The sequence below is a fragment of the Tunturiibacter empetritectus genome (assembly GCF_014201375.1).
Lineage (GTDB): Bacteria > Acidobacteriota > Terriglobia > Terriglobales > Acidobacteriaceae > Edaphobacter > Edaphobacter lichenicola_D.
Genome location: NZ_JACHDZ010000001.1, coordinates 1,071,048 through 1,093,234, shown reverse-complemented (window position 1 = coordinate 1,093,234; position 22,187 = coordinate 1,071,048). Strand labels below are relative to the sequence as shown.

Here is a 22,187-nt window from a genome sequence, read left to right as displayed (position 1 = left end):
CTCTGGGCGCGGTTACTCGGTGCGCATGCGCGGATTGGCTACAGTGTAGGCGATATCGGTGAGGAGATTCACTACAACATAAGTTAGCCCGACCGCGAGAATGCACCCTTGAACAAGAGCATAATCGCGGTTGGAGATGGCCGACAGGGTGAGCCGGCCGATCCCGGGCCAACTGAAGATTGTTTCGGTTACGATGGCACCCGCAAGAAGACTACCGAACTGCAAGCCAATAACCGTCAAAACCGGGATCAGAGCGTTGCGTAGAGCATGGCGGTAGACGACAGCGTTCTGGGTAAGACCCTTGGCGCGGGCCGTGCGGATGTAGTCCTGGTTCAGCTCTTCCAGCATAGCCGTACGGACCATCCGAGTGAGGATCGCGGCCAGCGAGAGACCGAGCGTGATAGCGGGCAGGATGAGGTGGAGGACGAAGCTGGCGGCGTCCCCCGTGCCCGCTCCCGAAACCGGCAGCCAGCCAAACTGAATGGAGAAGACAAGGATAAGGATTGGACCCAGGGCGAAGTTCGGAAAGGAGAGACCGACGAGTGAGGCGACGCCAAGAACGCGATCCTGCCAGCGGCTGCGATGAAGAGCCGAGGCAATGCCGGCGGGGATCGAGAGCGCTATCCCAATCAGCAACGCAGCCGCGGTGAGAGCCAGGGTATACGGATAGCGCTGTAGAACGAGGTGGACGACGGAGTCGTGCAGCCGCAGGGATTGGCCAAGGTCTGCATGGAGGATACCGTGCCAGTAGTGGGCGTACTGCTGGCCAAGTGGGGCGTCGAGACCATAGGAGTGGCGGAGCGCCTCGATGTCGGAAGCGGTGGCGCCTTCGCCGAGCATCTGGACGATCGGATCACCCGGGACCAAGTGAATGAGGAGGAAGACCACCGAAACCACCACCCACAGCACCGGCAGGGTGAGGAGGATACGGCGGAGTGGTCGCCAGATGGCCGCGCGATTCACTGAATGGCTTCCCTGCTGTCAGCTTCGTCTTCGATCCGGTTCAGCGGCGGAGCTACGTCCTCAACGATGACGCGGCTGATACGACGGCCCGCCATCTCGGCAACTTCGTAGCGGCGGCCTCCGTGTTCGACGCTCTCGCCGGCGGTCGGAATGTGGCCCAGGTTCGCGAGCAGGAAGCCGGCAAGGGTTTCAACGCCGGGCTCGCGCGGGAACGTCCAGTGGAGTTGGTTCCCAAGATCGCGGAGGGTGGTGCTGCCGTCAAGCACCATGGCTCCAGTGGTGCTCAGCAGAGGCGATTTGCTGACGTCGAACTCGTCTTCCAGTTCGCCGACGATCTGCTCCAGAACGTCTTCAGCCGTGACCAGGCCGACAGTCGAGCCAAACTCGTCAACGACGATGGCAATGTGGCGGCGGCGTTCCTGAAACTCCTGCAGAAGTTCGATGGCAAGTTTAGTCTCCGGAACAACAGTCAGCTCGCGCATCACCTGGCGAAGAGTGAGGCCGGACTCGCCTTTGCCGCCGAGCGAGAGAGCGACGGTGCGGAAGTGCATCAGGCGCGAGATGTCCTTCGAGTAGACGATGCCGATGATGTGCTCAGGGCCGCTGGCGGGATCATAAACCGGGACGCGCGAGTGCTGCTCTTCAACGATGCGGGCTGAGGCCTGCTGCAGCGGCAGGTCCGCGGAGAGGGAGAAGATGCTGCCGCGAGGAGTCATGATCTCGCGAACGGTGACGTGGTTCAGTTCAATGGCGCGATGGATAATCTCCTCCTGAAAGACGGGAAGCAGACCCATGCGGCGCGTTGCCGTGGCAATAAGCTTCAGCTCTTCGGGCGAGTGCACCGCCCCTTCGCCGCGCAGAGGGGCGCGAAAGAGCCTGAGCACGAGCGCCGCGGAGGAGTTCATCAGCTTCACGATGGGCCGGGTGAGCCGGATAAAGACGTCCATGGGCCCGGCTACGGCCAGGGCAATGCGCTCAGTACGCTGCAAGGCGAGCGACTTCGGAACAAGTTCGCCGAGCAAGACCTCAAAATAGGTGATCAGCGAAAAGGCGAAAATGACCGCCGCAGTATGGGCATACAGAACCGCGTGAGCGGGCAGCCGGTGCAGGGGGCCACCCAGGAGATTGAGGATGATCTCGGCGACGGCCGGTTCGCCGATCCACCCCAGAGCCAGGCCGGCGACCGTAACGCCAAGCTGGACCGCAGGAAGAAACTCATCGATCGAGTGTTTGAGCTTGAGGACCGTACGTGCGCCGGGACGCCCCAGCGCGATCAGCTGCTGGATGCGAGTCTCGCGGACGCTGACCAAGGCGAACTCCGCAGCCACGAAGAAGCTGCTGGCCAGAATGAAAAAGGCCACCATGATTATGCGGAAGAGCATCCACTCGAGCATTAAGGCTTGAGTCTATCAGGGCGGATTTCGAAGGCGGAAAGCTGACGCAACCCTGCGCGCAAACGAAACGGCCCGCGAGTTGAACTCAACGGGCCGTACCTTGGCGTTGCTTGAAATTTACGCCAGAACCTTATTCACGGACTTGTCGATGGTGTCCTTGGGAACGAAGCCAACAATCTGCTCGGCGACCTTGCCATCCTTGAAGATGAGCAGGGCGGGAATTCCGCGGATACCATAGCGCATCGGGGTTGCAGTATTGGAATCGACGTCCATCTTCATAACCTTGAGCTTGCCCTGATAATGCGTGGCAACCTCATCGACAACCGGCGCGAGAGCGCGACAGGGTCCGCACCATGCGGCCCAAAAATCGACGAGAACTGGCTCTGTCGACTGAAGAACATCTTTTTCAAAGCTTGCATCATTTACTTCGGTGACGAACTGTCCTGCCATTTATCTTCCTCCAGAATGCTCTGCACTTTTTACACCCATCCGGTGCAGCGCAGTCTTCTCTATAGTAGATGCAATTTTGAACCGGGAGTTTCAGCGAGCGAAATACCACTTAAAGAGTAAACGCCCGGACCTCTGTAAAGAGGTCAACGGGCGGCGTAGCAGCCCTCCCCAGAACTGCCCACTCGGCTAAAGTACGAGGCTTTCGGCGTTTCGTAAAGAACTCTTAGGTAACAAAATCGTCGTTACTGAAATGTTACCCGTGTCGTCCTAATCCCTTCCACGAGAGAGGGATGGCTGTCAGCCTTCAAGTACTCCCGTAGAGATCGTCGTTTGTAGGACTTCAAGCGACGGATCGCCAGCGGCTTGGCGAATGATCGCTGGGAGGCCCGAAGGCTTGGCATCCTGGGTGATGATCAGAACAGACGGACCCGCGCCACTGAGAGCGACGCCCAGGATCTTCTGACTCAGGATCGCCGGAGTCAGGATCGCCGGATCGTCCGCCACGGGCAGCAGCAGTGGAAGCAGCGGGCAGGCCTTCATGCGGTATGGCTGATGGATGCGATCCTGCATGGCTATTCGGAGAAGATCTCCGCGACCCTGGGCAAACGCAGCCACCAGCAGGGCCGTTGACTGAATATTGGCGACCACATCTTCCCGAGAGTAAGTAGCGGGAAGCAGGGCGCGGGCCTTTTCCGTGGCAAAACTGACGGAGGGCAGTGCAAGATTCAACCCCCAGGTTATATTTTCTCCACAAGTAGCTGTTAATAATGATTTTTCACTTATCGAAGAAGTCGTCATCCCGCCAAGATAACAAGCGGCCACATTATCTGGATGGCCCTCGCGGAGACAGGCATCTTCGAGGATCTGCTGACCTCCCCAGCCCAGGTTGCCGAAGTGATTCGCCAGGAAGACGCCGGCCAGCAGTGCCGAGGCACTCGAACCGCAACCCATTCCGAGAGGAATCTCGTTGTGGATCTGAAGGTGAAGCCGTGGAGCCAGAACCCCGGCGACCGCCAGAACGTCGACATAAGTCGTCAGGATGAGATTGTCTTCGAGCCTGGCGCATTGGTCGGCGTCGCGGCCGGTAGCCTCGATGTGGAAGGCGTCGGCGACTCGGGCGTCGATGGTTAGATAAAGCGCCATGGCCAGGCCAAGCGCGTCAAACCCAGGACCCAGATTAGCCGAAGTAGCGGGCAGACGCAGGCGATAGGGTTTGCCTGAGCCCTTTGCGGCGTTTTCACTCATGCTGGCTGAGGCTGATTCATGTGGGATTCGAGGGTGCGCAGAACCAAACTGGCGTCCGCTTCAAGGACGATCGGAGGTTTTCTCAAGGCCGCATGCCGAGATCGTTCGTCAACACTAAGCTCAGCGTTTTCAGCGCCTGAGAACAATTCGTTACGGTGATAGTCGATGGTGTAAGCAGAGTCTTTGAGGGTATGCCCAGTAAGGATGAGGACAACCCGCTCCTCTGTGGAAATCTTGCCCTGCGCTACTAGCTTTTTGAGCCCGGCAAGAGTGACCGCCGAGGCAGGCTCGCAGCCCACGCCCTCGGCACCAATCTCAGCCTTGGCCAGAGCGATCTCCTGTTCGGTAACCTGCTCGCACCAGCCGCCGGTGGTCTTCAGGGCATTGACCGCCTTCCGCCACGAAGCCGGATTGCCGATCCGAATCGCGGTGGCGCGCGTATTAGCCACGACCGGAGTCAGCCGCTCTCCGCCATTCTCCTGCAGGCTGCGATAAAGGGGGTTGGCCCCCTCGGCCTGAATGATGCTGATCTTCGGGGTGCGCTGTATCAGGCCAAGCTCACGCATCTCGGCAAAGCCCTTGGCCAGAGCGGAGGAGTTGGCGAGGTTCCCACCCGGGACGATGACGTGCTCGGGAACCTGCCACTCCATCTGTTCGACCAGCTCGAAGGCGGGCGTCTTCTGCCCTTCAAGCCGGTATGGGTTGACAGAGTTGAGCAGGTAGATCGGAAACTGCTTCACGAGTTCGCCAAGAATCTTGACGCAGCCGTCGAAGTCCGTCTTGAGCTGGATCGTAAGAGCGCCGTAGTCCATCGACTGCGAGAGCTTGCCCCACGCAATCTTGCCCTCGGGGATGAAGACGATGCTGCGCAGGCCCGCCCGCGCGGCGTAGGCAGCCATAGCGGCGGAGGTATTGCCGGTCGAGGCGCAGGCCACCCACTCGAAGCCGCTCTGCGCAGCGACCGACAGTGCAGCCGTCATACCCGTGTCCTTGAACGACCCCGTAGGATTCATGCCCTGGTGCTTGGCCAGCAGCCAGTCGATCCCCGCAGCCTTCGCACAGCGAGGCAAATCATAGAAAGGAGTATTTCCCTCGCGAAGCGTAACTACCTTCTCCAGGTCGTCGACGATAGGCAGCAGATCGCGGAAGCGCCAGACGCCGGACTGGTCCACCGCCATCGTTGACGACCGGCGCTCCTGCCACAGCCAGCGGAGGGCGCTGGGATTAGGAAGCCGACTGTCGGGACCCGCGGCAGCGTTGGTCCACGGGTACACCACCTCATAGAGACCGTTGCACAGCGGGCAGCGAAAGTTGCTGCTAACCTCATCCTTGCCGATGACGGTCGCGCATTCGGTGCATCTAAGGTGATGTGTTGCTACTTTCATGGTTGCTTCTAGCCTATCGTAAAGGCCGCGCTGCGTCTGCGGCTCTGGTGTGCCTGGGTCTGTGTCTGGGCTTAACCTTGAACGGTCAAAGTGCCTGGGGGCAGAAGGAGCTACGGGTAGCTGCCGCGGCAGACCTTCAGCCCGTAATGCCGGCGCTGGCGCAAAGATATGAGCATGAAACCGGAATCAAGCTGCTCGTCAGCTTCGGATCGTCCTCCACCCTAGTCACGCAGATCCTGAACGGCGCCCCGTTTGATATCTTCCTGGCCGCCGACTATGTATTTCCGGAGAAGATTGTGATGGCTGGACTGGCCGATGGTGCCCAGCCAACCCCCTACGCAAAAGGCACGCTCGTGTTGTGGACCCGGAAGGACTCCGGCCTGCTGCCGCTCACCCTGGACACGCTGTCTGATCCGCGCGTGAAGACGATCGCCATCGCGAATGAGCTGCACGCACCCTACGGCCGGGCGGCAGCCGCGGCACTCCGCAGGATGAAGCTCTACGACCAGGTCGCTCCGCACTTGGTCGTGGGGGAGAATATCTCGCAGACGGCGCAGTTTGTGGAGTCCGGCAACGCCCAGCTGGGGTTGATCTCTCTGACGGCAGCGAGCACCCAACACTTCAAAGAGATTGGAACCTACATTCTGGTGCCCACCTCGCAGTACCCGGAGATACGTCAGTGCGCGGTAATCATGGCTAAGTCCGAGCACAAAGCAGAGGCGCATATCTTTTTCAACTGGCTCCTCTCTCCGGCGATTCAGGGAGACCTTCCGCAGGTGGGTCTGCGTCCAGTGCAGTAAGAAGCTGTCCTGCCGGACGGGCCTCCTGCGCGGAGGGCGGTCACTTCGTGACGCGTATACCGGTCTTGGCAGGATTGGCTGCATCGGTCCTCCCGCTGGTCGGCACAATCTTTCCTCCGACCATCGGGAGAACCACGCGAAGCTCTAAAAAGGCGTGCGAACGCCCGCCCCACGCGCAGTGGGCCCGTCCGGCAGGACAGCTTGTCATAGACTGACGCTGTATGGATTTTGAAGCGCTCTGGTTAACATTGAGGCTGGCGGTGGGCACAACAGCGATTCTGCTGGTGATCGCACTCCCGCTGGCATGGTGGATCGCCGCAGGACATGGCGCAGGACGCGCCTTCGTACAGTCGATAGTAGCTCTGCCCTTGGTACTCCCCCCAACCGTGCTCGGATTCTACCTGTTAATCGCCATGGGGCCACTCACCGCACCGGGAAGGCTCCTTATGCGAGTCTTCGGGCATCCCTTGGCGTTCAGCTTTGGCGGCCTCCTGGTAGGGTCGATACTCTACAGCCTGCCGTTTGCCGTACAGCCGCTGGTAGCCGGCTTTCAGGCGGTCGACCGAGGATTCATAGAAGCCGCGGCGGGGCTGGGTGCAAACCCCGCAAAGGTGTTCGCGACAGTAGTGCTTCCCATGGCGCGCGCATCCCTGCTCACCAGCGCAGTCCTGACGTTCACGCACACCGTAGGCGAGTTCGGCGTGGTGCTCATGCTCGGCGGCAACATCCCCGGAGCCACGCGGACCTTGTCCATCTCGCTTTACGACCTCGTGCAGGACGGAAACTATGCGGCTGCCAACCGCACGGCGCTCGTGCTGATCGGTTTCGCGACAATGGCGCTACTGACAATCTATCTTCTCCCCTCAATGCGCAAGACCGACGGAAGGCAGGCTGACATTGTCCGATAGGCTGGCCTCCTCCAATAAGCCCGATAGCCTGTCGCGGAGATCTCCAGAGCAGCTGCTCACAGTGAGTATCAAACATCAAGTAGGAGCCATCTCGCTCGATGCCAGCTTCGCGTTGACCAAACCCTGGACGGTCCTGTTTGGGCCATCCGGCAGTGGCAAGACGACCGTGCTCAGGGCCATCGCCGGCTTTGTGCGCCCCGACTCGGGTTCGATCGTGCGAGGAGAAAGCGTGTTGGTCGATCGAGCCTCAGGTGTATTCGTTCCCCCGCACCTTCGCCCGGTGAGGACCACAGCGCAGACAGCCCGGCTATTTCCAAACATGACCGTGCACTCGAACGTGATCTACGGCGTAGGGCGGAGTGCGAGGCCCGAGAACGCCGGCACGACAGTCGACGAGATCAAGATCGTCGATGAGATCATGAGCCTGTTTCGCATACAGCAACTAACCGATCGAAGACCCCACCAGCTCAGCGGAGGCGAAAGGCAGCGGGTGTCGGTGGCGCGTGCGGTCGTCTCTGCGATCACCTGTCAGGGCGCCGGACAAGGCGACGGAGCCGCATTGTTGCTGCTCGACGAACCGTTCTCGGGACTCGACTACGCGATGCGTGATCAACTTGTCGACGGCTTACGAGAGTGCCTCATGCGATGGAAGACGCCCGTACTCTCCGTAACCCACGACGTCGGAGAAGCGTTTCAACTTGGAGCCGAGGTAATCAGGATCGCGGAGGGAAAGATCGTGCAGCAAGGCCCAGTCGTCGATGTGCTGGGAGAAGAACGCCTGCGGCTGATGAGCCAGCTGCGGGTGGGACCATCTTAGGACCCAACCTTAGGACCCCAACTCGACCGGCTCCTGTTCAAGCTGGATGTTGAAGCGGCGGTAAACTTCACCCTGAATGGTATCGCGCAACGCCGCGATATCGGCAAAAGTGGCGTGGCCGCGATTGATCAGCGCCAGGGTGTGGCGGGACGAGATGCCGGCCTCGCCGAGTTGAAAGCCCTTGGAGAAGCCAGCGCGTTCGAGCAGCCACGCCGCAGGCAATTTGATAAGGTCTTCTCCAGCGGTCCAGTGGGGAATCTTATCGACGGAAAGATCCAGCGTCGTCGCGACCTCACGCAGAAGAGACTCCGGAACGATGGGATTTTTGAAGAACGATCCCGCACTGCGGCAGTCAGCTTCGCCTTCGACGATCAACATGCCCTTGCCATGTCGAATCTCACGAACGGCATGATAAATATCGATAGGTTTAGGAGCAGAGCCACGACCCGCAAAGTACTCCTGCAAGTCTGCGTAACGGAGAGTGGGTGTCGCATCGAGGTCTAGCCGGAAGGTGACTGAGATCATGATGTACCGGTTGCGGTGGGTGGTGTTGAAGATGCTGCGGCGATAGGCGAAACCGCAGTGTTCGGCTGTCAGCGTGACAAACTTGAGGGTTTCAAGATCGAGTGCACGAACCCAAAGAATGCTGGTGGAGACCTCTTGGCCATAGGCGCCGATGTTCTGAATGGGCGCACCACCGACGAACCCCGGGATACCTGCAAGACACTCGATACCCGTAACACCAGCCTCGGCGACTCGACGAACGAAGGCGTCCCAGTCCATTCCGCCGGGGACGTCATAGGTAATGCTCGCCTGCTTGGGCCTATCGTCTCGGTAGCCGCCTCCGATAGTGATCGGTCCCTCGATCTTGACGCGGAGGACCAGCCCATCAAAGCCTCGATCGGTCACCAGAAGATTGCTGCCGCCACCGAGCACAAATAGTGGGAGACTCCGTTCTCGCGCGAAAGTGACAGCTTCAAGTAGCTGCTCCATCGAGGTAACTTCGCAGAAAAAACGAGCCGGACCGCCGATGCGGAAGGTCGTATAGGGAGCGAGCGCAACGTTCTCCTGAATGCAAAGGTCGCGAGAGGGCACGGGTTAGAGAGTACAACATCATCCGGCCACTGAAACTTGACACACCAGGTCCATAGAAAAAGTAATGCGTTTGGCTCTGGTGCCTTCCCCGCTAAAAAGGTCTACTCGAAGTCCAGACCTATCCCTTTTATTTCGAATACTTTGCGTACTTTTGTCGGGGGTGAGGGGTGCAAGGGTCGCAAGTAGAACGTAGAATCGAAACAGCGCGGCTTTTACCCGCGAGCAAAATGGGTTAAAGGGAGAGTGTTATGTATCCAGAGATTATGGTGATTCCGATGCGCGAGGAGCTGACGCGCGCTGGCTTGACGGAGGCCCGCAGTGCGGCCGAAGTGGATGCCGCAGTTGCAAAGCCCGGAACAACGATGGTGGTGGTCAACTCCATCTGCGGCTGTGCAGCCGGCAAGATGCGTCCAGGAGTTCGTCTGGCGATGCAGCACACCGCGAAGCCTGATCACTCCGTAACGGTCTTCGCAGGCCAGGACCGCGAAGCCACCGAGAAGGCACGCAGCTACTTCGGGGGACATCCGCCAACCTCGCCGGCAATTGCGATCCTGCGCGACGGCCAGCTCGTCTACCTCATGCAGCGTTCGGCGATCGAGACCTCCACCGCCCCGGCGATTGCGCAGGAGCTTCAGCGCGCCTTTGACACCTACTGCACCCCAACCACCGCCTAATCGGGAAGTTGTTGAAATCCAAAGCCGGAGACTCGCTGCTGTATAAAGCGGTCTCCGGTTTTTCGTGTCCTCGGGCTGAACGGAAGGCGGATTCTGCCGATGTAAGAAGCAGCCATGTCGATCACACGATCTACCACTTTCCTTGATCCTTCTCCTGCGCCTGTCGAAGAGCCCTGGCCCGAGGGGAATGGTCTCGAGATAGTGGGCTCAAGCGCGGAGATGCGCCGGCTGCGGTTGCAGGTGCGGCGGATCGGCCCGCACTTCCGAACCGTGCTCGTACATGGTGAGGCCGGGACCGGAAAGGAACAGGTGGCTCGTGCGCTCCACGGAATGAGCCACGCCGCCGACGGCCCGTTCGTGGTCTGTCATGGCGCCGCTCTTGAACAGGCAATCACCGGAAATCTGAAGGAGAACGACTGGAGCCCGCACCCCACAGATGCAATCGGTTGTCTGACCAGAATGGCGCAGCGAGGGACCCTCTTTCTCGATGGAATCCACGAGATGCCGCTCCAGACCCAGCTTCGTCTGCTACGTCTGTTACGCCGGCACGACTCGACGCAGAATCACCTCGACGCCAGCAGGCCCAACTTGCAGCACGATATGCGGCCCAACCTGCGAATGATCGCCGCAACCAGCGAAAATCTGAAGATCTTAGCCTCCGCCGGCAGATTTCAACCGGAGCTCTATCAGCGGTTTGCCATGGTGGAGATTACCCTGCCGCCACTGCGGGACCGCAGAGAAGACATTCCGGATCTGACAAACTTTTTCATCTCCCAACTCGCACAGCTCTACGAGAGAAAAGCACCAGCGGTCTCTGACGAAGCAATGGAGCGAATGCTGAGCTACAGCTGGCCGGGAAATGTAAGCGAGCTGAAAGGCGTTGTGCGAAGCAGCCTGTCGCAAGTTGAGGGGGATATGCTCGAATCGCATCATCTGCCGATACTCGCCGAAGAGAGTACGCCAGCATCCATACCAGATGGGACGGCAACGAGCGCACGGCTCCAGGATGTGATCGAGCAGCATGTGCTGCGCGTGTTGAAGGGCTGCGGAGGCAACAAGGTACGCGCGGCGGAGATGCTGGGAATCAGCCGCTCAACGCTCTATCGGATGCTGGACGCCTCCGCTTCGACAATCTTGCAATAGAGCCTCACCCTCGCCACGATAGACTGAAGGTCAAGGTCTGAAGATCGAGGTTGAGGACAGAGTATGACGAGATTGTGGCGAAGCCGCGTGAGCGGGTGGGTACTAGTCTGTTGTTTCAGCGTAGCGCCAAAGGTGGTGCAGGGTCAGGCGACAGCTGCGACGCCAGTCGCCACATCCGCTGCAGCGCAGAGCAAAGCATTGTCTACGCTTTTTACCCAGATCTGGGAGGACCGGCTCAAGCACTCGCCCGAGTTTGCCTCCTCGATCGGCGATAAACGCTATAACGATCAACTGACAGACTACTCGACCCAGGCGTTGAACGCTGCCCTGGCCCGTGGACGCGACTACCTTCAGAAGCTTTCGGAGATCGATACCACCGGCCTCACAGACCAGGAAAAGCTCTCAGCGGATCTGATGCTGCGTCAGTTGATCGAGCAGCAGGAGGCTGCAAAATTCAAAGAGTGGGAGATGCCCGTCAATCAGTTCTACGGCTTTCACACCGAGCTTCCGCAGCTTCCAGACCGGCTGCAGTTCGACTCGGTCAAAGACTACGACGACTACATCACGCGGCTCAAAAAAGTTCCCAATGCCTTCTCGCAGATCATGACCAACATGCAGCTTGGCGCCGACGAAAGCCGTGTTCAGGTCCAGTATCTGATGGAGAAGGTGCTGGTGCAGACTCTGGCGCTCGCGAATCAGAAGCCGGAGGAGAGCCCGTTTGCCCAGCCTCTCAAGAAATTCCCCAAGACGGTAAGCGCAGCAGAGCAGAAGCGAATTTCCTCGGAGATGCTTGATGCGATCTCCACCGACGTCCTGCCATCGTACAAGCGCTTCGCCGGATTCCTGAAGGCCGAGTACATTCCGAAATCTCGCAAGGAGATTGGCGCCTCTGCGCTGCCCGATGGTGAGGCTTACTATGCGTTTCGCATCAGGCAGAGCACCACATTGAGCAAGTCCGCCGCGGAGATCCATCAGATTGGGCTCGACGAGGTGAAGCGCGACGAGACCGAGATGCTGGCCATCGTGAAGAGCCTTGGCTTCTCCGACATTAAGAGCTTCAGCGCCGCACTCAAGACAAATCCGAAGGAACATCCAGCCTCTCCCGAAGCCCTCATCGAAGACTACAAGGGTTACATCGCCGGCATGAAACCGAAGCTGCCTGATCTGTTCGGCCGTCTCCCGAAGGCTCCATTGGAGATCGTCCCCGTACCCGCATACATGGAAAAGGATCAGTCCGCTGCCTACTATGACAATGGCACGCCCGATGGCAGCAGGCCCGGCCGGGTCTATGTGAATCAGTACAACTTCGCGGAGCGCTCGCTAGCCCCCGTCGAAGCAGTCTCCTATCACGAAGGAATTCCCGGACACCATCTCCAGATCTCCATCGCGCAGGAGCTTACCGGCATTCCGGAGTTTCGAAAGTACACCTACTACACGGCCTACACCGAAGGCTGGGGCCTCTATAGCGAACGGCTCGGCAAGGACGTCGGGTTCTACAAGGATCCGTACAGCGACTATGGAAGGCTAGAAGCCGACATCTGGCGCGCGATCCGGCTGGTCGTCGACACCGGCGTGCACTCCCAGCACTGGACGCGCCAGCAGATGGTCGACTACTTCCACGACCACTCCGCCATCGACGAGACCAACATCCAGTCCGAGGTCGATCGCTACATCGCATGGCCGGCGCAGGCACTGGGCTACAAGATGGGTCAGCTGAAGATCCTCGAGCTGCGGGAGCGCGCAAAGACAGCCCTGGGTCCGAAGTTCGACATAAAGGCGTTTCACGATGAGGTACTCGACTCCGGCGCACTGCCGATGGACGTACTGGAGCAGCGCATTGACGCCTGGATCGCCACGCAGAAGAAGTAGCTGCGTAGAAAAAGCCCACTCTGATAGCCTTTGGAGATGAGCGAGAGCTATGAAGTGATGGTTCCGGCTCCGGTAATGCCGGGGTTGCGGGTAGCGGTATTAGGCGCAGGAAAGATGGGCGGCATTCTGCTGCAGGCCTTCTTGAAGAACAACCTGCTTGCGCCGGAGCAGATCTTTGCTACAGTCCAGCATGCGGAGCGAGCGCAGGCTCTGTCTGCACAGTTTGGCGTCGAGGTGACAACAGACAATTTTGCCGCAGCGCAGCAGGCAGATGTGATTCTGCTCGGAGTAAAGCCCACACAAGTCCCTGCGCTGATAGAAGAGATCAAGCCGGCGCTGACTCCGAAGAAGACCGTGCTGTCGTTTGCAGCCTCTGTAAAGACTCGAAGCATCGAAGAGGGAGCAGGATGCGAACTTGCTGTGATCCGCGCAATGCCGAACACCCCAGCGATGCTGGCTGCGGGGATTACGGCGCTCTGCAGCGGCCGTTTCGTCTCGGCCGAACAGATGGCGGTAGCGCAGAAGATCTTCCAGACAGTCGGCCGCACAGTTGTCGTCGACGAAAAACACATGGATGCCGTTACAGGCCTCTCAGGCTCTGGGCCGGCATTCCTCTACATCATCATCGAGGCCCTCGCCGAAGCCGGAGTGAACGTTGGGCTGCCGCGCGATGTAGCGACCCTGCTCGCGGCACAGACGACACTAGGCTCCGCCAGGATGGTGCTCGAGACGGGATATCATCCCGCGCTACTCAAGGACGCCGTGACCACCCCCGCCGGGTGTACGGTAGACGGCATTCTGGAACTCGAAGAGGGTGGCCTCCGCGTAACTCTGATCAAAGCAGTAAAGCGGGCAACCCAGCGTGCAAAAGAGTTAGCGAACGGCTAGCTCTATCTCCTTCCGGCAAAGAAGCCCAGCGCCATGCTTTGAAACGGCGGCGTCAAAGCTGCGTAGAATAACGATATGGCTACGGCTGGGGCGGTAAAGACGCCGGACAGTTCGACAACGACAAGGCTCGAAGTCTCGCGAGCGCTGGTGCGGTTTGCCTGGGTCGTGGTCGGCTACAACGTGCTAGTGATCCTTTGGGGAGCGCTGGTACGGGCCACCGGCTCTGGCGCCGGATGCGGAAACCACTGGCCGCTCTGCAATGGGCAGGTTATTCCACTGTCGCCGCGTATCGACACCATCATTGAGTTCACCCATCGGTGCATGACCGGCGGTTCGACATTTCTCATCATTGGCCTACTGATCTGGACGTTTCGCGGAACCCTCAAAGGGCAGGCAGCACGAACCCTCGCCGTCGTGTCCATGGTCTTGCTGCTAAACGAGGCGTTCCTCGGTGCGCTGCTGGTGAAGCTGGGATATGTGACCGGCAATCAGTCTGTGGGGCGAGTGGTAGTGCTCTCCATTCACCTCAGCAATACTCTGCTGCTTCTCGCCGCGCTGACCCTTACCGCGCGGCTGCTCGGGACAGGACAGCGATGGACCGAGTTCAGCGGAAGCGCAACAAGAAAACTGTGGGCACTCCTGGGCCTTGGGGCCACGCTGATCGTTGGGGTTAGCGGATCGCTCGCGGCATTGGGAGATACGCTGTTCCCTGCTTCTTCGTTGCGTGCAGCATTCGCTCAGGACTTTGCACCAAACTCGCCGTGGCTCCTGCGGCTGCGAGGCGTACATCCGGTCAGCGCTGTCATTGCAGCAGCATTCGTGCTCTGGCTAGTGGCTCAGGCCAGGCGAGCGGGCGCAGGTCGAACCGCAGGGATTGTCTTGTCCCTCCTCTGCTTCCAGTTCGCGTTAGGGCTCGCGGATGTCCTGCTGCTGGCTCCCGTCTGGATGCAGATTCTGCATCTACTGGGAGCAGATCTCTACTGGGTAGCTCTCGTAGTGCTGGCGACGTCGATAGTGTGGCCGAACCAGATATCGAGCAGAGTCTATAGAGCAAATTAAGACACACCTCTCTGAGCCCCGCCGACAAAGCAAAGGCTCAAAGAGGTAGCTCGGTAGGCGCGCGGAAAATTACTGCGGAGTAGGCTTACCCGCGATCTTATCGCCGACCTTCTCGGTTCCGTGGGCCGTGTCCTTGGCCGCGGTCTTGGTGCCATGACCAATATCTTTGCCAACGGTCTTGGTTCCATCAGCCGTCTTATCGGCGGCTGTCTTCGTCCCCTTGACGGTCTTGTGATAGACCTTCTTCGTGCCGGAGGCAGTCTTCTCGGATCCCTTGGCGATGGCGTGGCCTGTATCTTTGGTTGCGTCTTTGGTGTCGGTTCCCGCAGCCTTCAGATCGTGACCGACGCTATCCTGAGCGAGGGCAAAGCCGGCTGACGTGGATACGGCGAGCGCAGACGCCAAAATGAAAGATCCTAGTTTTCTAACTTGCATATGTCTCCTTGAGTTTGAATAAACCTATTATTAGATAGAGTATCGGTTCAGGAAAAGCGATTCATAAAAGACACGACATCTCGCTCTCGGACCCTCCCCATGAGGCGAACCGTATAAGAGCCAGGGCAGTGTCGAATAGGCACGCTGATTGAGTCATGAGGCTACAGCTATTGTATATTTGCAGCGTTCGAGAGGCTATACAGACACTTGAAGAAGAACTAAACGCCCCGTGAGCGCAAACACAAACGCCTTATTTTCTTAGTCCGATCTGCGGAGCTGCTGGTTCTTGATCAAAAGCTCCGCGACCAGCCGATGAAGACGAGCGTTCTCCACCTCAAGCTCGCCAACTCGGTCCTTGAAGTCAGCGGCAGATTGTCGACTATGAATCGAAGAAGAAGACTTCATACGTCCGCCAGGCTCTATCTCTTCTCCACTCTCGATGCGGCTTGTTTCCATCTCGTTCATATCTGCGTCTCCGCGTGCGAGGCGAAGGGCCCACGGCCGCAACGCATCCCCTTGCGAAACTTCTCGCGGTCTTCTGGAGTCATCTGCTCCCAGCGTTCTTTCATGCCCTGTCTCCATCGGTTGCGGCCTCCGCCGTGACGATGAAAGCCGCCAAAGAGAATCTTGCTGAGCACAAACAAACCAAGCCCCTGCCAGAAGGTGATCATGTGCCATCCGAAGATCGGTGGCATAAGTGCATTCCATAGACTCTTGACCACAAAGCCCAGCACGACGCTGGCAACCACGGCGAAGAGTGCGATCTTTACTGCTTTACTTACTGGATGATGCCTCATGTCTGACTCCTTATTTCTTAACGAAATCTTCGTAGATCAACTGCAGCCTCTGACGCAGGTGTGTAACTGCATAGTGCTTTCGCGAGAGCAGCGTGTTGACGCTAAGACCGGTTTCGGCCGATATCTCTTTGAAGCTCTGCCCCTGCAACTCATGTGCAATGAAAACCTCACGCTGCGCCTCCGGCAACTCTTCAAGAGCTTCTTCCAATGCTTCGAGCAGTAGACTCCTTGCATAAACTGCCTCTGGCCCGGCATCGGCCGAAGGAAGCAGGTCTTCCAATGTGCCGCCATCCTCTTCAACCGACGCCGGACTGTTGAGCGAGGTAGGCTTATTTCTACGGAAGAGATCGACCATCCGATTACGAGCCACGCGAAAGAGCCACGCCGTCACATGCTCTACTGGCTTCATCAGGCGATAAGCCTCAAGAAGTTCGTAGAAGACGTCCTGAAGAATGTCCTCCGCCTCGCCCGTGTCGGCGACATGCTTACGGATGAAACTGCGCAGCCTGGGCCGGTCTCTCTCCAACGCCTGAGAGATCAGCCGGTCTTGCTCGATAATGCTCCAATTGCCCGGAACTTCCGTCATCTACAGGTGTAGACGGATAAGGCCAACAAATATTTTACGGTGGCCAGGATTTGTTTTCCGGCCTTTTGCGGCGCTGGCGACCGCCACCTAAGCGACGCCGCCGATATTTCACTGTTGTTCATACTTAGGATTCACACGGTTGCGGTAATCTTTTAGACCTCTATGACTGCTACGAAGCGAACTACCGGAAGCCCAGCCAGCGCCAGGAAAACCGCCGCGAAGGCGGTCGAAAATCTCTTTTTCAGCCGCGACGAGTCCTGGATGCGGTTCAACCAGCGCGTGCTCGAAGAAGCGCAGGACGAGACCAACCCGCTGCTCGAACGGGTAAAGTTCCTCGCGATTACCGCCAGCAACCTCGATGAGTTCGTGGAGATTAGAGTCGCCGGCTTCCTCCAACGAATCGAGGATGGTTACAATCTCGCCCAACCGCCAGACGAGGGCGGACTCACCCCGCAGGAACGACTCGACGGGTTGATGGTGCGGATTCATCAATTCGTCGAGGCACAGTACCGATGCTGGAATGAGCAGCTCCTGCCCGCGATGCATGCAGCAAAGATTCGCGTACTGCGCTGGAACCAGCTAAGCGACGCGGCACGAAAGCAGGCGCTGGACTTCTATGAGGATGAGGTCGACCCCTTGCTGACCCCGGTGACCATCGATCCTTCCCACCCTTTTCCCAGGGTGCTCAATAAGGCGCTCTGCATCGGTCTCCTGCTGAAGCACAAGCGGCGCGGAGTAAAGGCGGCGACGGCCTTGGGTGTCGTGACCGTACCTCGCGCCCTTCCACGTCTGGTCCCGCTTAAGAGTACAGACGGCAACTGCGATTTCATCCTGTTGCATGAGTTGGTGGAGTCTCAAGTGGAGCGGATGTTCCGAGGATACGAGGTCCTGTCCCGATCAGCGTTTCGCGTCACCCGCAACAGCAATCTCTACATGCAGGAAGAGGAATCCCGCTCCGTGTTGGAAAGTGTTCGCGCTGAGTTACATAATCGGCGAAAGGGCGACGCCGTCCGTATGGAGATTGAAAGCTCGGCGGTCGAAGAGATGGTCGAGCGGCTCCGGATCAACTTCGAGCTCGAGCCGGAGCAGGTATTCAGGACAGACGGACCCGTGAATCTATCGCGCCTGATGAACCTTTACTCCGAAGTGAAGCGGCCCCAGCTGAAGTATCCGGCATTCGTGGCGAAAGAGTTCAAACTCAGCGCAAAGTGCACCGATATCTTCGACGAGATGCGAAAGCGCGATGTGATGTTGCATCATCCCTTCGATTCGTACAAGACCGTGGAAGAGTTCATCGAGGCCGGAGCGCAGGATCCCAGCGTGATCTCGATGAAGCAGACCCTCTATCGCACAAGCAAAGATTCGCCCATCTTCACGGCTCTTACCGAGGCTGGACAGAGTAAAGAGGTGACCGTCGTCGTTGAGCTCATGGCGCGCTTCGACGAAGACTCCAACATCCGATGGGCACGAGAGCTGGAGGATGCAGGCGTCGGTGTCTTTCACGGCATCTTCGGATTGAAGACCCACTGCAAGCTGTCTCTTCTGGTACGCCGCGATCCGGACGGCGTGGTGCGGCGGTACGTACACCTCGGGACAGGAAACTATAACCCGGTAACCGCGCGCTTTTACACCGATATCAGCCTCCTGACCTCGAAGCCGGAGCTAACGAGTGAGGTACAGAAGGTCTTCAACTATCTCACCGCCGAAACTGAGTCGGAAGCCTATAAGCCATTGCTGGTAGCACCGTTGACACTCGCGGATGGCTTGGTTGCCCTCATCGAAAGAGAGGCGGCACATGCCAAGGCTGGTCGTCCGGCGTCGATCATCGCCAAGATGAACGGCCTGCTCGATCGGCGAACGGTAGAGGCCCTGTACGCGGCTTCAACCGCTGGCGTAGAGATCGACCTGATCGTCCGCGGCATGTGTTCCCTCAGGCCTGGCGTCAAGGGCGTGAGCGAGAGAATCCGAGTGCGAAGCATTGTCGGACGCTTTCTTGAACACAGCCGCATCTTCTGCTTCGCAAACGGCGGCAAGGAAGAGATCTACTGTGGAAGCGCCGACTGGATGCCCCGAAATCTTATTGAGCGATGCGAGGTAGTATTTCCGATAACCCAGCCAGACATTCACAAGCGGCTGCGCGAAGAGATTCTCGCCGCCTATCTGGCGGACAACACAAAAGCACGGCTCCTGCGGTCGGATGGTGAGTATGAACGGGCACCGTCGACAGGAGCTCCGTTCAGCGCGCAAAACTATCTGATGCGGATTGCCGAAGGGGCGGAGGAGAAGGTTCCCGAAACTGCAAAACACGAAAAGATCACAGCCCACTAGGGCGTCCCGGTCTGACGCACCCAGACACCCGCGTCGTCTGGGATATTCCGAAAAACACTTTTCAAGAAAAGGCTGCGCCTTCCAGAGCGCGGCCAGAAAATCACAACCGCTCTTATTACGGTACGACGTATGCAATCTGCGCGCTATGCACCAAGGTGCCGCTTATTGCGGTAACCGTAAACGTATAGGTGCCCTTGGAAGCATTTGTTGTCCCAGCCGGTGGTGTAGTCCCGCCGCCTCCACCAGTGGTCGAGGTATTAGATCCGCATCCGACCGCTGTCAGAGCCGAAATCGTAATCACAGCGGCAAGCAGAGCACCCCAGCGGCGACGACGTGGCAACATCAGGAGACACAATCCAGCAAGCGTAGCTCCAGAGCCAGCGGCATACCATGGCATCCTATCCGCCGGGCCTCGACCAGAAGGCCTCAGTCCAGGTCGGATCGACTTTGCGGCAGTCGTCTTCGCAGATGCTACAACGACAAACGAAGTGGTTACTCCTGCCGAAGTAGTGATCGAAACTGGAGTAACGGAAAAACTAGGCGTCGCAACCATTCCATCATCGTTGGTCGCAGTCAGACTGACCGAGCCCGTAAATCCATTGACCGGTGTGATCGTAAAGGTAACCCCCGCTGCCGTAGCCCCCGGCTGTACAGACGTCGTCGCGCCACAGGTCGCAGGGGCGAACGAGAAATCGGGTTTACCCGAAGACGAGGAGACGATATCAACCGAAGCAATCGGCCCGTTTGGATAAAAGGCAGCGTTGATGTTTGGTCCAAGGAGGGTCCCTTTGGAACCCACGTAGTTGCCATCACCGGAGTAGACCGCGCTGATAGTGTGACCACCGGAAGAGAGCGAAGACGTAACAAGACTATAGCTCGCGGTTCCGCCCGACAGGGTGACAGTGCCACCTGCCACAGCGACATTATCGACAAAAAACTGAACCGAGCCTGCCGGCGTTGGACCAGAGGCAGTTCCTGTCACAGCGACATTAAGCGCTAGAGTGCCCGCCGACACAGCACAGAGAGAAGAGCTGGTGGTGAGCGCCGTCGTACTGATGCTCGTCCCGATTCCGCTGCCACCCGTGCCAACTGGCTTCACGCCGCTCCAGCCCGTAACCAGAGAATTGATGTCGAAGCTGCCGAGGCCCATAGCCAGGTCATAACCAGGTGTTGCGTAGTAGCCGATCGCTCCTCCGTTCGGGCAGTCCAGCGTTCCTTGCGTGCAAGTGACCTGGTTGCTTCCGGCAATGGTGTCATGAAAGACGGTACTGTAGGTTGGGCCATTCAAAAAGCCATAGAGGGTCGGGCCAATATTTCCAAGTCCACCCGTCGCCGCGGAACCGAGTTGCTGTTCGACAAGAGCAAGAACTCCGGCGAAGGAGGGTGCAACAAACGAGGTCCCGCCAAACACGTTCGGTTGACCATTAGACGAGAGGAAGCCATTGACACAGGGAGTCTCCCCTTGTCCGTCCCCGGAGCTGCAGACCAGGTAACCATCATGCAGAGCTGCCGCATTGAGAGAAATATCTGGAAGATCCCGGGAAGAGTCGTTGGGGACACCTAAGCCTGTCTGCCACCCTGGTTTTGAAAAGAAGGCGCTGGCACCGCCACCCCCTGCACCCCCCGCGGTGAGTCCCCCCGACCCCGAGGTTTCGTTCCAGGGCTGCTCTAGGATGTAGGAGAGCGCAGATCCACCGTTGCTCGCATTATTGCTATTCCAGTATTGGGCGGAATCATTCACATCCCCGCTGAACATCGTCCCGCCTGCAGAGGTGACATAGGGAGAGCTGGAAGGAAAGTCAACGTTAAGCCCCTCTGTCGCAAGACCGGTCACGTCGCAGTCGGTAGCACCGGCATCGCCAGATGAACTGACTACGGTCTGCCCCTGCGCGTTCGCCTGCGCCAGTAGACTGTTGTAGCTCGCCAGCATAGCGGTTCCCCAACCGCTCTCGCACAAGCCATAACTGATCGTAATAATCGGAGCAACCTTGTTGTCGATGGCGTAAGTCAGAGAATCCGCGAAGATGTTATTGCTGCTGTAAACATAAAGAATCGTGGCTCCGGGAGCGGCCGCACTAGACCACTCCACATCGAGATGGGCTTCATCAACATCGGCCGCCGAGACTCCAGCATCCGAGCCACCTGCAGGAATCGCGGACTGCAGCTTGAGATTGATCGCCGGTAGGCCAGCCGCCGTACGAAACTGGGCCACATTCGCGTCCGGAAGAACGTTGCCTGAATTAAGATTCGTATTTCCCATCACAGCAATCGTCACACCCGTGCCATTGATCGGTGTGGAAGCGGTAAGCAGAGGATTTTCGTCGTAGATCGTGTAGAAGTCAGCGGGCGAGATGTAATGACTCGTAACTCCGCTCACAGTCTGCGTGTAGTGGGGCTGCGATGGATCGATCGAGGAAACATTCCGCGCGCGCGAATGAGGCTTTGCCTTGAAGTCATTGAGCCCAACAATCGAGGTCACAACCCCCGCAATCGCAGACGGAAGGACCGGATCGGCCACATTCGCAAAATGAGCTTCCCCATTGAGCGAAAGATTGTGAATCGAGGTCCCGAACGCTTGCTGTGCCTGCGCAACCGTACCTGAAAAAGAGATAAAAGTAGAGCTGCGGGCCGTCCGGGTGATCGTGAATCCCTGACTCGTAAGCCAGGCGGAGACCTTCGCAACGTCCGCGCTGCTGAGCCCAAACCGCGCACCAAACTGCTCCGGCGTCAGCCACTGGTGATAACTCGCCGAACTGGGGTTCAACTGATTCGCAAGTAGCTGAGTCAGATCGGCCTGTTGAGCCGGCGTCATACTGAAGCGCAGCGACATCGATTCCAGCTTCTTATCGGCTGGAGCAGTACCCAGGTCAGTCGCACGCTGCGCCCGACTCACAACTGTGCCTGAAACAGGCGTGCGAACTCCGTCGTTGGCAGCACTAGCAATTCGGTTCTGGACTACTGCCTGAGCAAAATGGCTAAACGCGAAGGCAAAGAGGGCGACGGGGGCGATCAGATGACAGAGAAGGCGGCTGCGCATTGGGATATTCTTCTACCTTACTACCGGGTTACGGGTGGCCTGCTGCTCCACACACTAAGATCGAGTGGCCCGACGAACCAGAGTGGGGCTGAGGTACTTGCTTAGACAGACGATAAAAGAAAATGTTGCGTTTACAGAGGGAAAGAGATTATTTCGTCTCTTCGATTGTGCCATTTCAGGAAGAAAAGCAGAAGCCGAGAGCCGCGCCAGCCTGCCGCAGACGTCCAATCGCTCCTCGTCCCGATTGCGACCCCCTCATCCCCGACACAAAAAACGACCAGCCGAAGAATCAGTCGGCTGGTCCTTCTCTTCAA

General features: G+C 58.4%; 20 protein-coding genes. 9 read left to right on the top strand and 11 right to left on the bottom strand.

What is annotated here, in order from left to right; genetic code table 11:
• Positions 1–12 precede the first annotated feature (12 nt).
• From HDF10_RS04745 to thrC, 5 genes are all read right to left on the bottom strand, one after another.
• Positions 13–963, bottom strand: a complete 951-nt coding sequence (locus HDF10_RS04745; RefSeq protein ID WP_311732666.1) for an ABC transporter permease — start codon at positions 961–963, stop codon at positions 13–15.
• On the bottom strand, positions 960–2,357 hold the full coding sequence (locus HDF10_RS04740; RefSeq protein ID WP_183810919.1) for a hemolysin family protein: 1,398 nt from the start codon (positions 2,355–2,357) through the stop codon (positions 960–962). Before HDF10_RS04740 ends, HDF10_RS04745 begins: the two co-directional genes overlap by 4 nt.
• 117 nt (positions 2,358–2,474) lie before the next feature.
• Complete coding sequence (gene trxA / locus HDF10_RS04735; protein ID WP_183810916.1) at positions 2,475–2,807, bottom strand: thioredoxin; 333 nt, start codon at positions 2,805–2,807, stop codon at positions 2,475–2,477.
• 297 nt (positions 2,808–3,104) lie between these two features.
• Entirely contained in the window at positions 3,105–4,052 is a 948-nt protein-coding gene (thrB, locus tag HDF10_RS04730) for a homoserine kinase (protein ID WP_183810914.1), read from the bottom strand.
• The gene (gene thrC, locus HDF10_RS04725; protein ID WP_183810912.1) at positions 4,049–5,437 is read right to left on the bottom strand and encodes a threonine synthase; all 1,389 of its coding nucleotides are present in this window, start codon (positions 5,435–5,437) and stop codon (positions 4,049–4,051) included. Before thrC ends, thrB begins: the two co-directional genes overlap by 4 nt.
• A gap of 77 nt (positions 5,438–5,514) precedes the next feature.
• Here thrC and modA point away from each other — a divergent pair, with 77 nt between their 5' ends.
• From modA to HDF10_RS04710, 3 genes are all read left to right on the top strand, one after another.
• Entirely contained in the window at positions 5,515–6,237 is a 723-nt protein-coding gene (gene modA / locus HDF10_RS04720) for a molybdate ABC transporter substrate-binding protein (RefSeq protein ID WP_183810910.1), read from the top strand.
• Positions 6,238–6,458: 221 nt separating this feature from the next.
• Positions 6,459–7,145, top strand: a complete 687-nt coding sequence (modB, locus tag HDF10_RS04715) for a molybdate ABC transporter permease subunit (RefSeq protein ID WP_183810908.1) — start codon at positions 6,459–6,461, stop codon at positions 7,143–7,145.
• A 61-nt stretch (positions 7,146–7,206) separates the two neighbouring features.
• Positions 7,207–7,962, top strand: a complete 756-nt coding sequence (locus HDF10_RS04710) for an ATP-binding cassette domain-containing protein (RefSeq protein ID WP_311732665.1) — start codon at positions 7,207–7,209, stop codon at positions 7,960–7,962.
• A 9-nt stretch (positions 7,963–7,971) separates the two neighbouring features.
• On the opposite strand, the gene HDF10_RS04705 is transcribed toward HDF10_RS04710, so the two are convergent.
• A complete protein-coding gene (locus HDF10_RS04705) occupies positions 7,972–9,057 on the bottom strand; it encodes a UDP-N-acetylmuramate dehydrogenase (RefSeq protein WP_183810900.1) in 1,086 nt (361 codons plus the stop codon).
• Positions 9,058–9,305: 248 nt separating this feature from the next.
• Here HDF10_RS04705 and HDF10_RS04700 point away from each other — a divergent pair, with 248 nt between their 5' ends.
• The 5 genes from HDF10_RS04700 (at position 9,306) to HDF10_RS04680 (ending at position 14,690) form a co-directional block, all read left to right on the top strand.
• Entirely contained in the window at positions 9,306–9,731 is a 426-nt protein-coding gene (locus HDF10_RS04700) for a BrxA/BrxB family bacilliredoxin (protein WP_183810898.1), read from the top strand.
• Positions 9,732–9,845: 114 nt separating this feature from the next.
• The gene (locus HDF10_RS04695) at positions 9,846–10,874 is read left to right on the top strand and encodes a sigma 54-interacting transcriptional regulator (protein ID WP_183810896.1); all 1,029 of its coding nucleotides are present in this window, start codon (positions 9,846–9,848) and stop codon (positions 10,872–10,874) included.
• A gap of 63 nt (positions 10,875–10,937) precedes the next feature.
• Complete coding sequence (locus tag HDF10_RS04690; protein WP_183810894.1) at positions 10,938–12,743, top strand: DUF885 domain-containing protein; 1,806 nt, start codon at positions 10,938–10,940, stop codon at positions 12,741–12,743.
• Positions 12,744–12,779: 36 nt separating this feature from the next.
• Positions 12,780–13,631: a pyrroline-5-carboxylate reductase gene (gene proC / locus HDF10_RS04685; protein ID WP_183810892.1), complete on the top strand. Its 852-nt coding sequence runs from the start codon at positions 12,780–12,782 to the stop codon at positions 13,629–13,631.
• A gap of 75 nt (positions 13,632–13,706) precedes the next feature.
• Positions 13,707–14,690 (top strand): COX15/CtaA family protein, encoded by a 984-nt coding sequence (locus tag HDF10_RS04680; RefSeq protein WP_183810890.1) that lies wholly within the window; start codon positions 13,707–13,709, stop codon positions 14,688–14,690.
• A gap of 69 nt (positions 14,691–14,759) precedes the next feature.
• On the opposite strand, the gene HDF10_RS04675 is transcribed toward HDF10_RS04680, so the two are convergent.
• The 4 genes from HDF10_RS04675 to HDF10_RS04660 form a co-directional block, all read right to left on the bottom strand.
• On the bottom strand, positions 14,760–15,095 hold the full coding sequence (locus HDF10_RS04675) for a hypothetical protein (RefSeq protein ID WP_183810888.1): 336 nt from the start codon (positions 15,093–15,095) through the stop codon (positions 14,760–14,762).
• Between the two features lie 288 nt (positions 15,096–15,383).
• Complete coding sequence (locus HDF10_RS04670; protein ID WP_183810886.1) at positions 15,384–15,590, bottom strand: hypothetical protein; 207 nt, start codon at positions 15,588–15,590, stop codon at positions 15,384–15,386.
• The gene (locus HDF10_RS04665; protein ID WP_183810884.1) at positions 15,587–15,922 is read right to left on the bottom strand and encodes a hypothetical protein; all 336 of its coding nucleotides are present in this window, start codon (positions 15,920–15,922) and stop codon (positions 15,587–15,589) included. The genes HDF10_RS04670 and HDF10_RS04665 overlap by 4 nt, the downstream gene beginning before the upstream one ends.
• Positions 15,923–15,932: 10 nt before the next feature.
• Positions 15,933–16,508, bottom strand: a complete 576-nt coding sequence (locus HDF10_RS04660) for an RNA polymerase sigma factor (protein WP_183810882.1) — start codon at positions 16,506–16,508, stop codon at positions 15,933–15,935.
• A gap of 162 nt (positions 16,509–16,670) precedes the next feature.
• Here HDF10_RS04660 and ppk1 point away from each other — a divergent pair, with 162 nt between their 5' ends.
• Complete coding sequence (gene ppk1, locus HDF10_RS04655; protein ID WP_183810880.1) at positions 16,671–18,836, top strand: polyphosphate kinase 1; 2,166 nt, start codon at positions 16,671–16,673, stop codon at positions 18,834–18,836.
• Positions 18,837–18,951: 115 nt separating this feature from the next.
• Here ppk1 and HDF10_RS04650 read toward each other — a convergent pair whose 3' ends face one another.
• Entirely contained in the window at positions 18,952–21,873 is a 2,922-nt protein-coding gene (locus tag HDF10_RS04650; protein ID WP_183810878.1) for a protease pro-enzyme activation domain-containing protein, read from the bottom strand.
• Between the last annotated feature and the right edge of the window lie 314 nt (positions 21,874–22,187).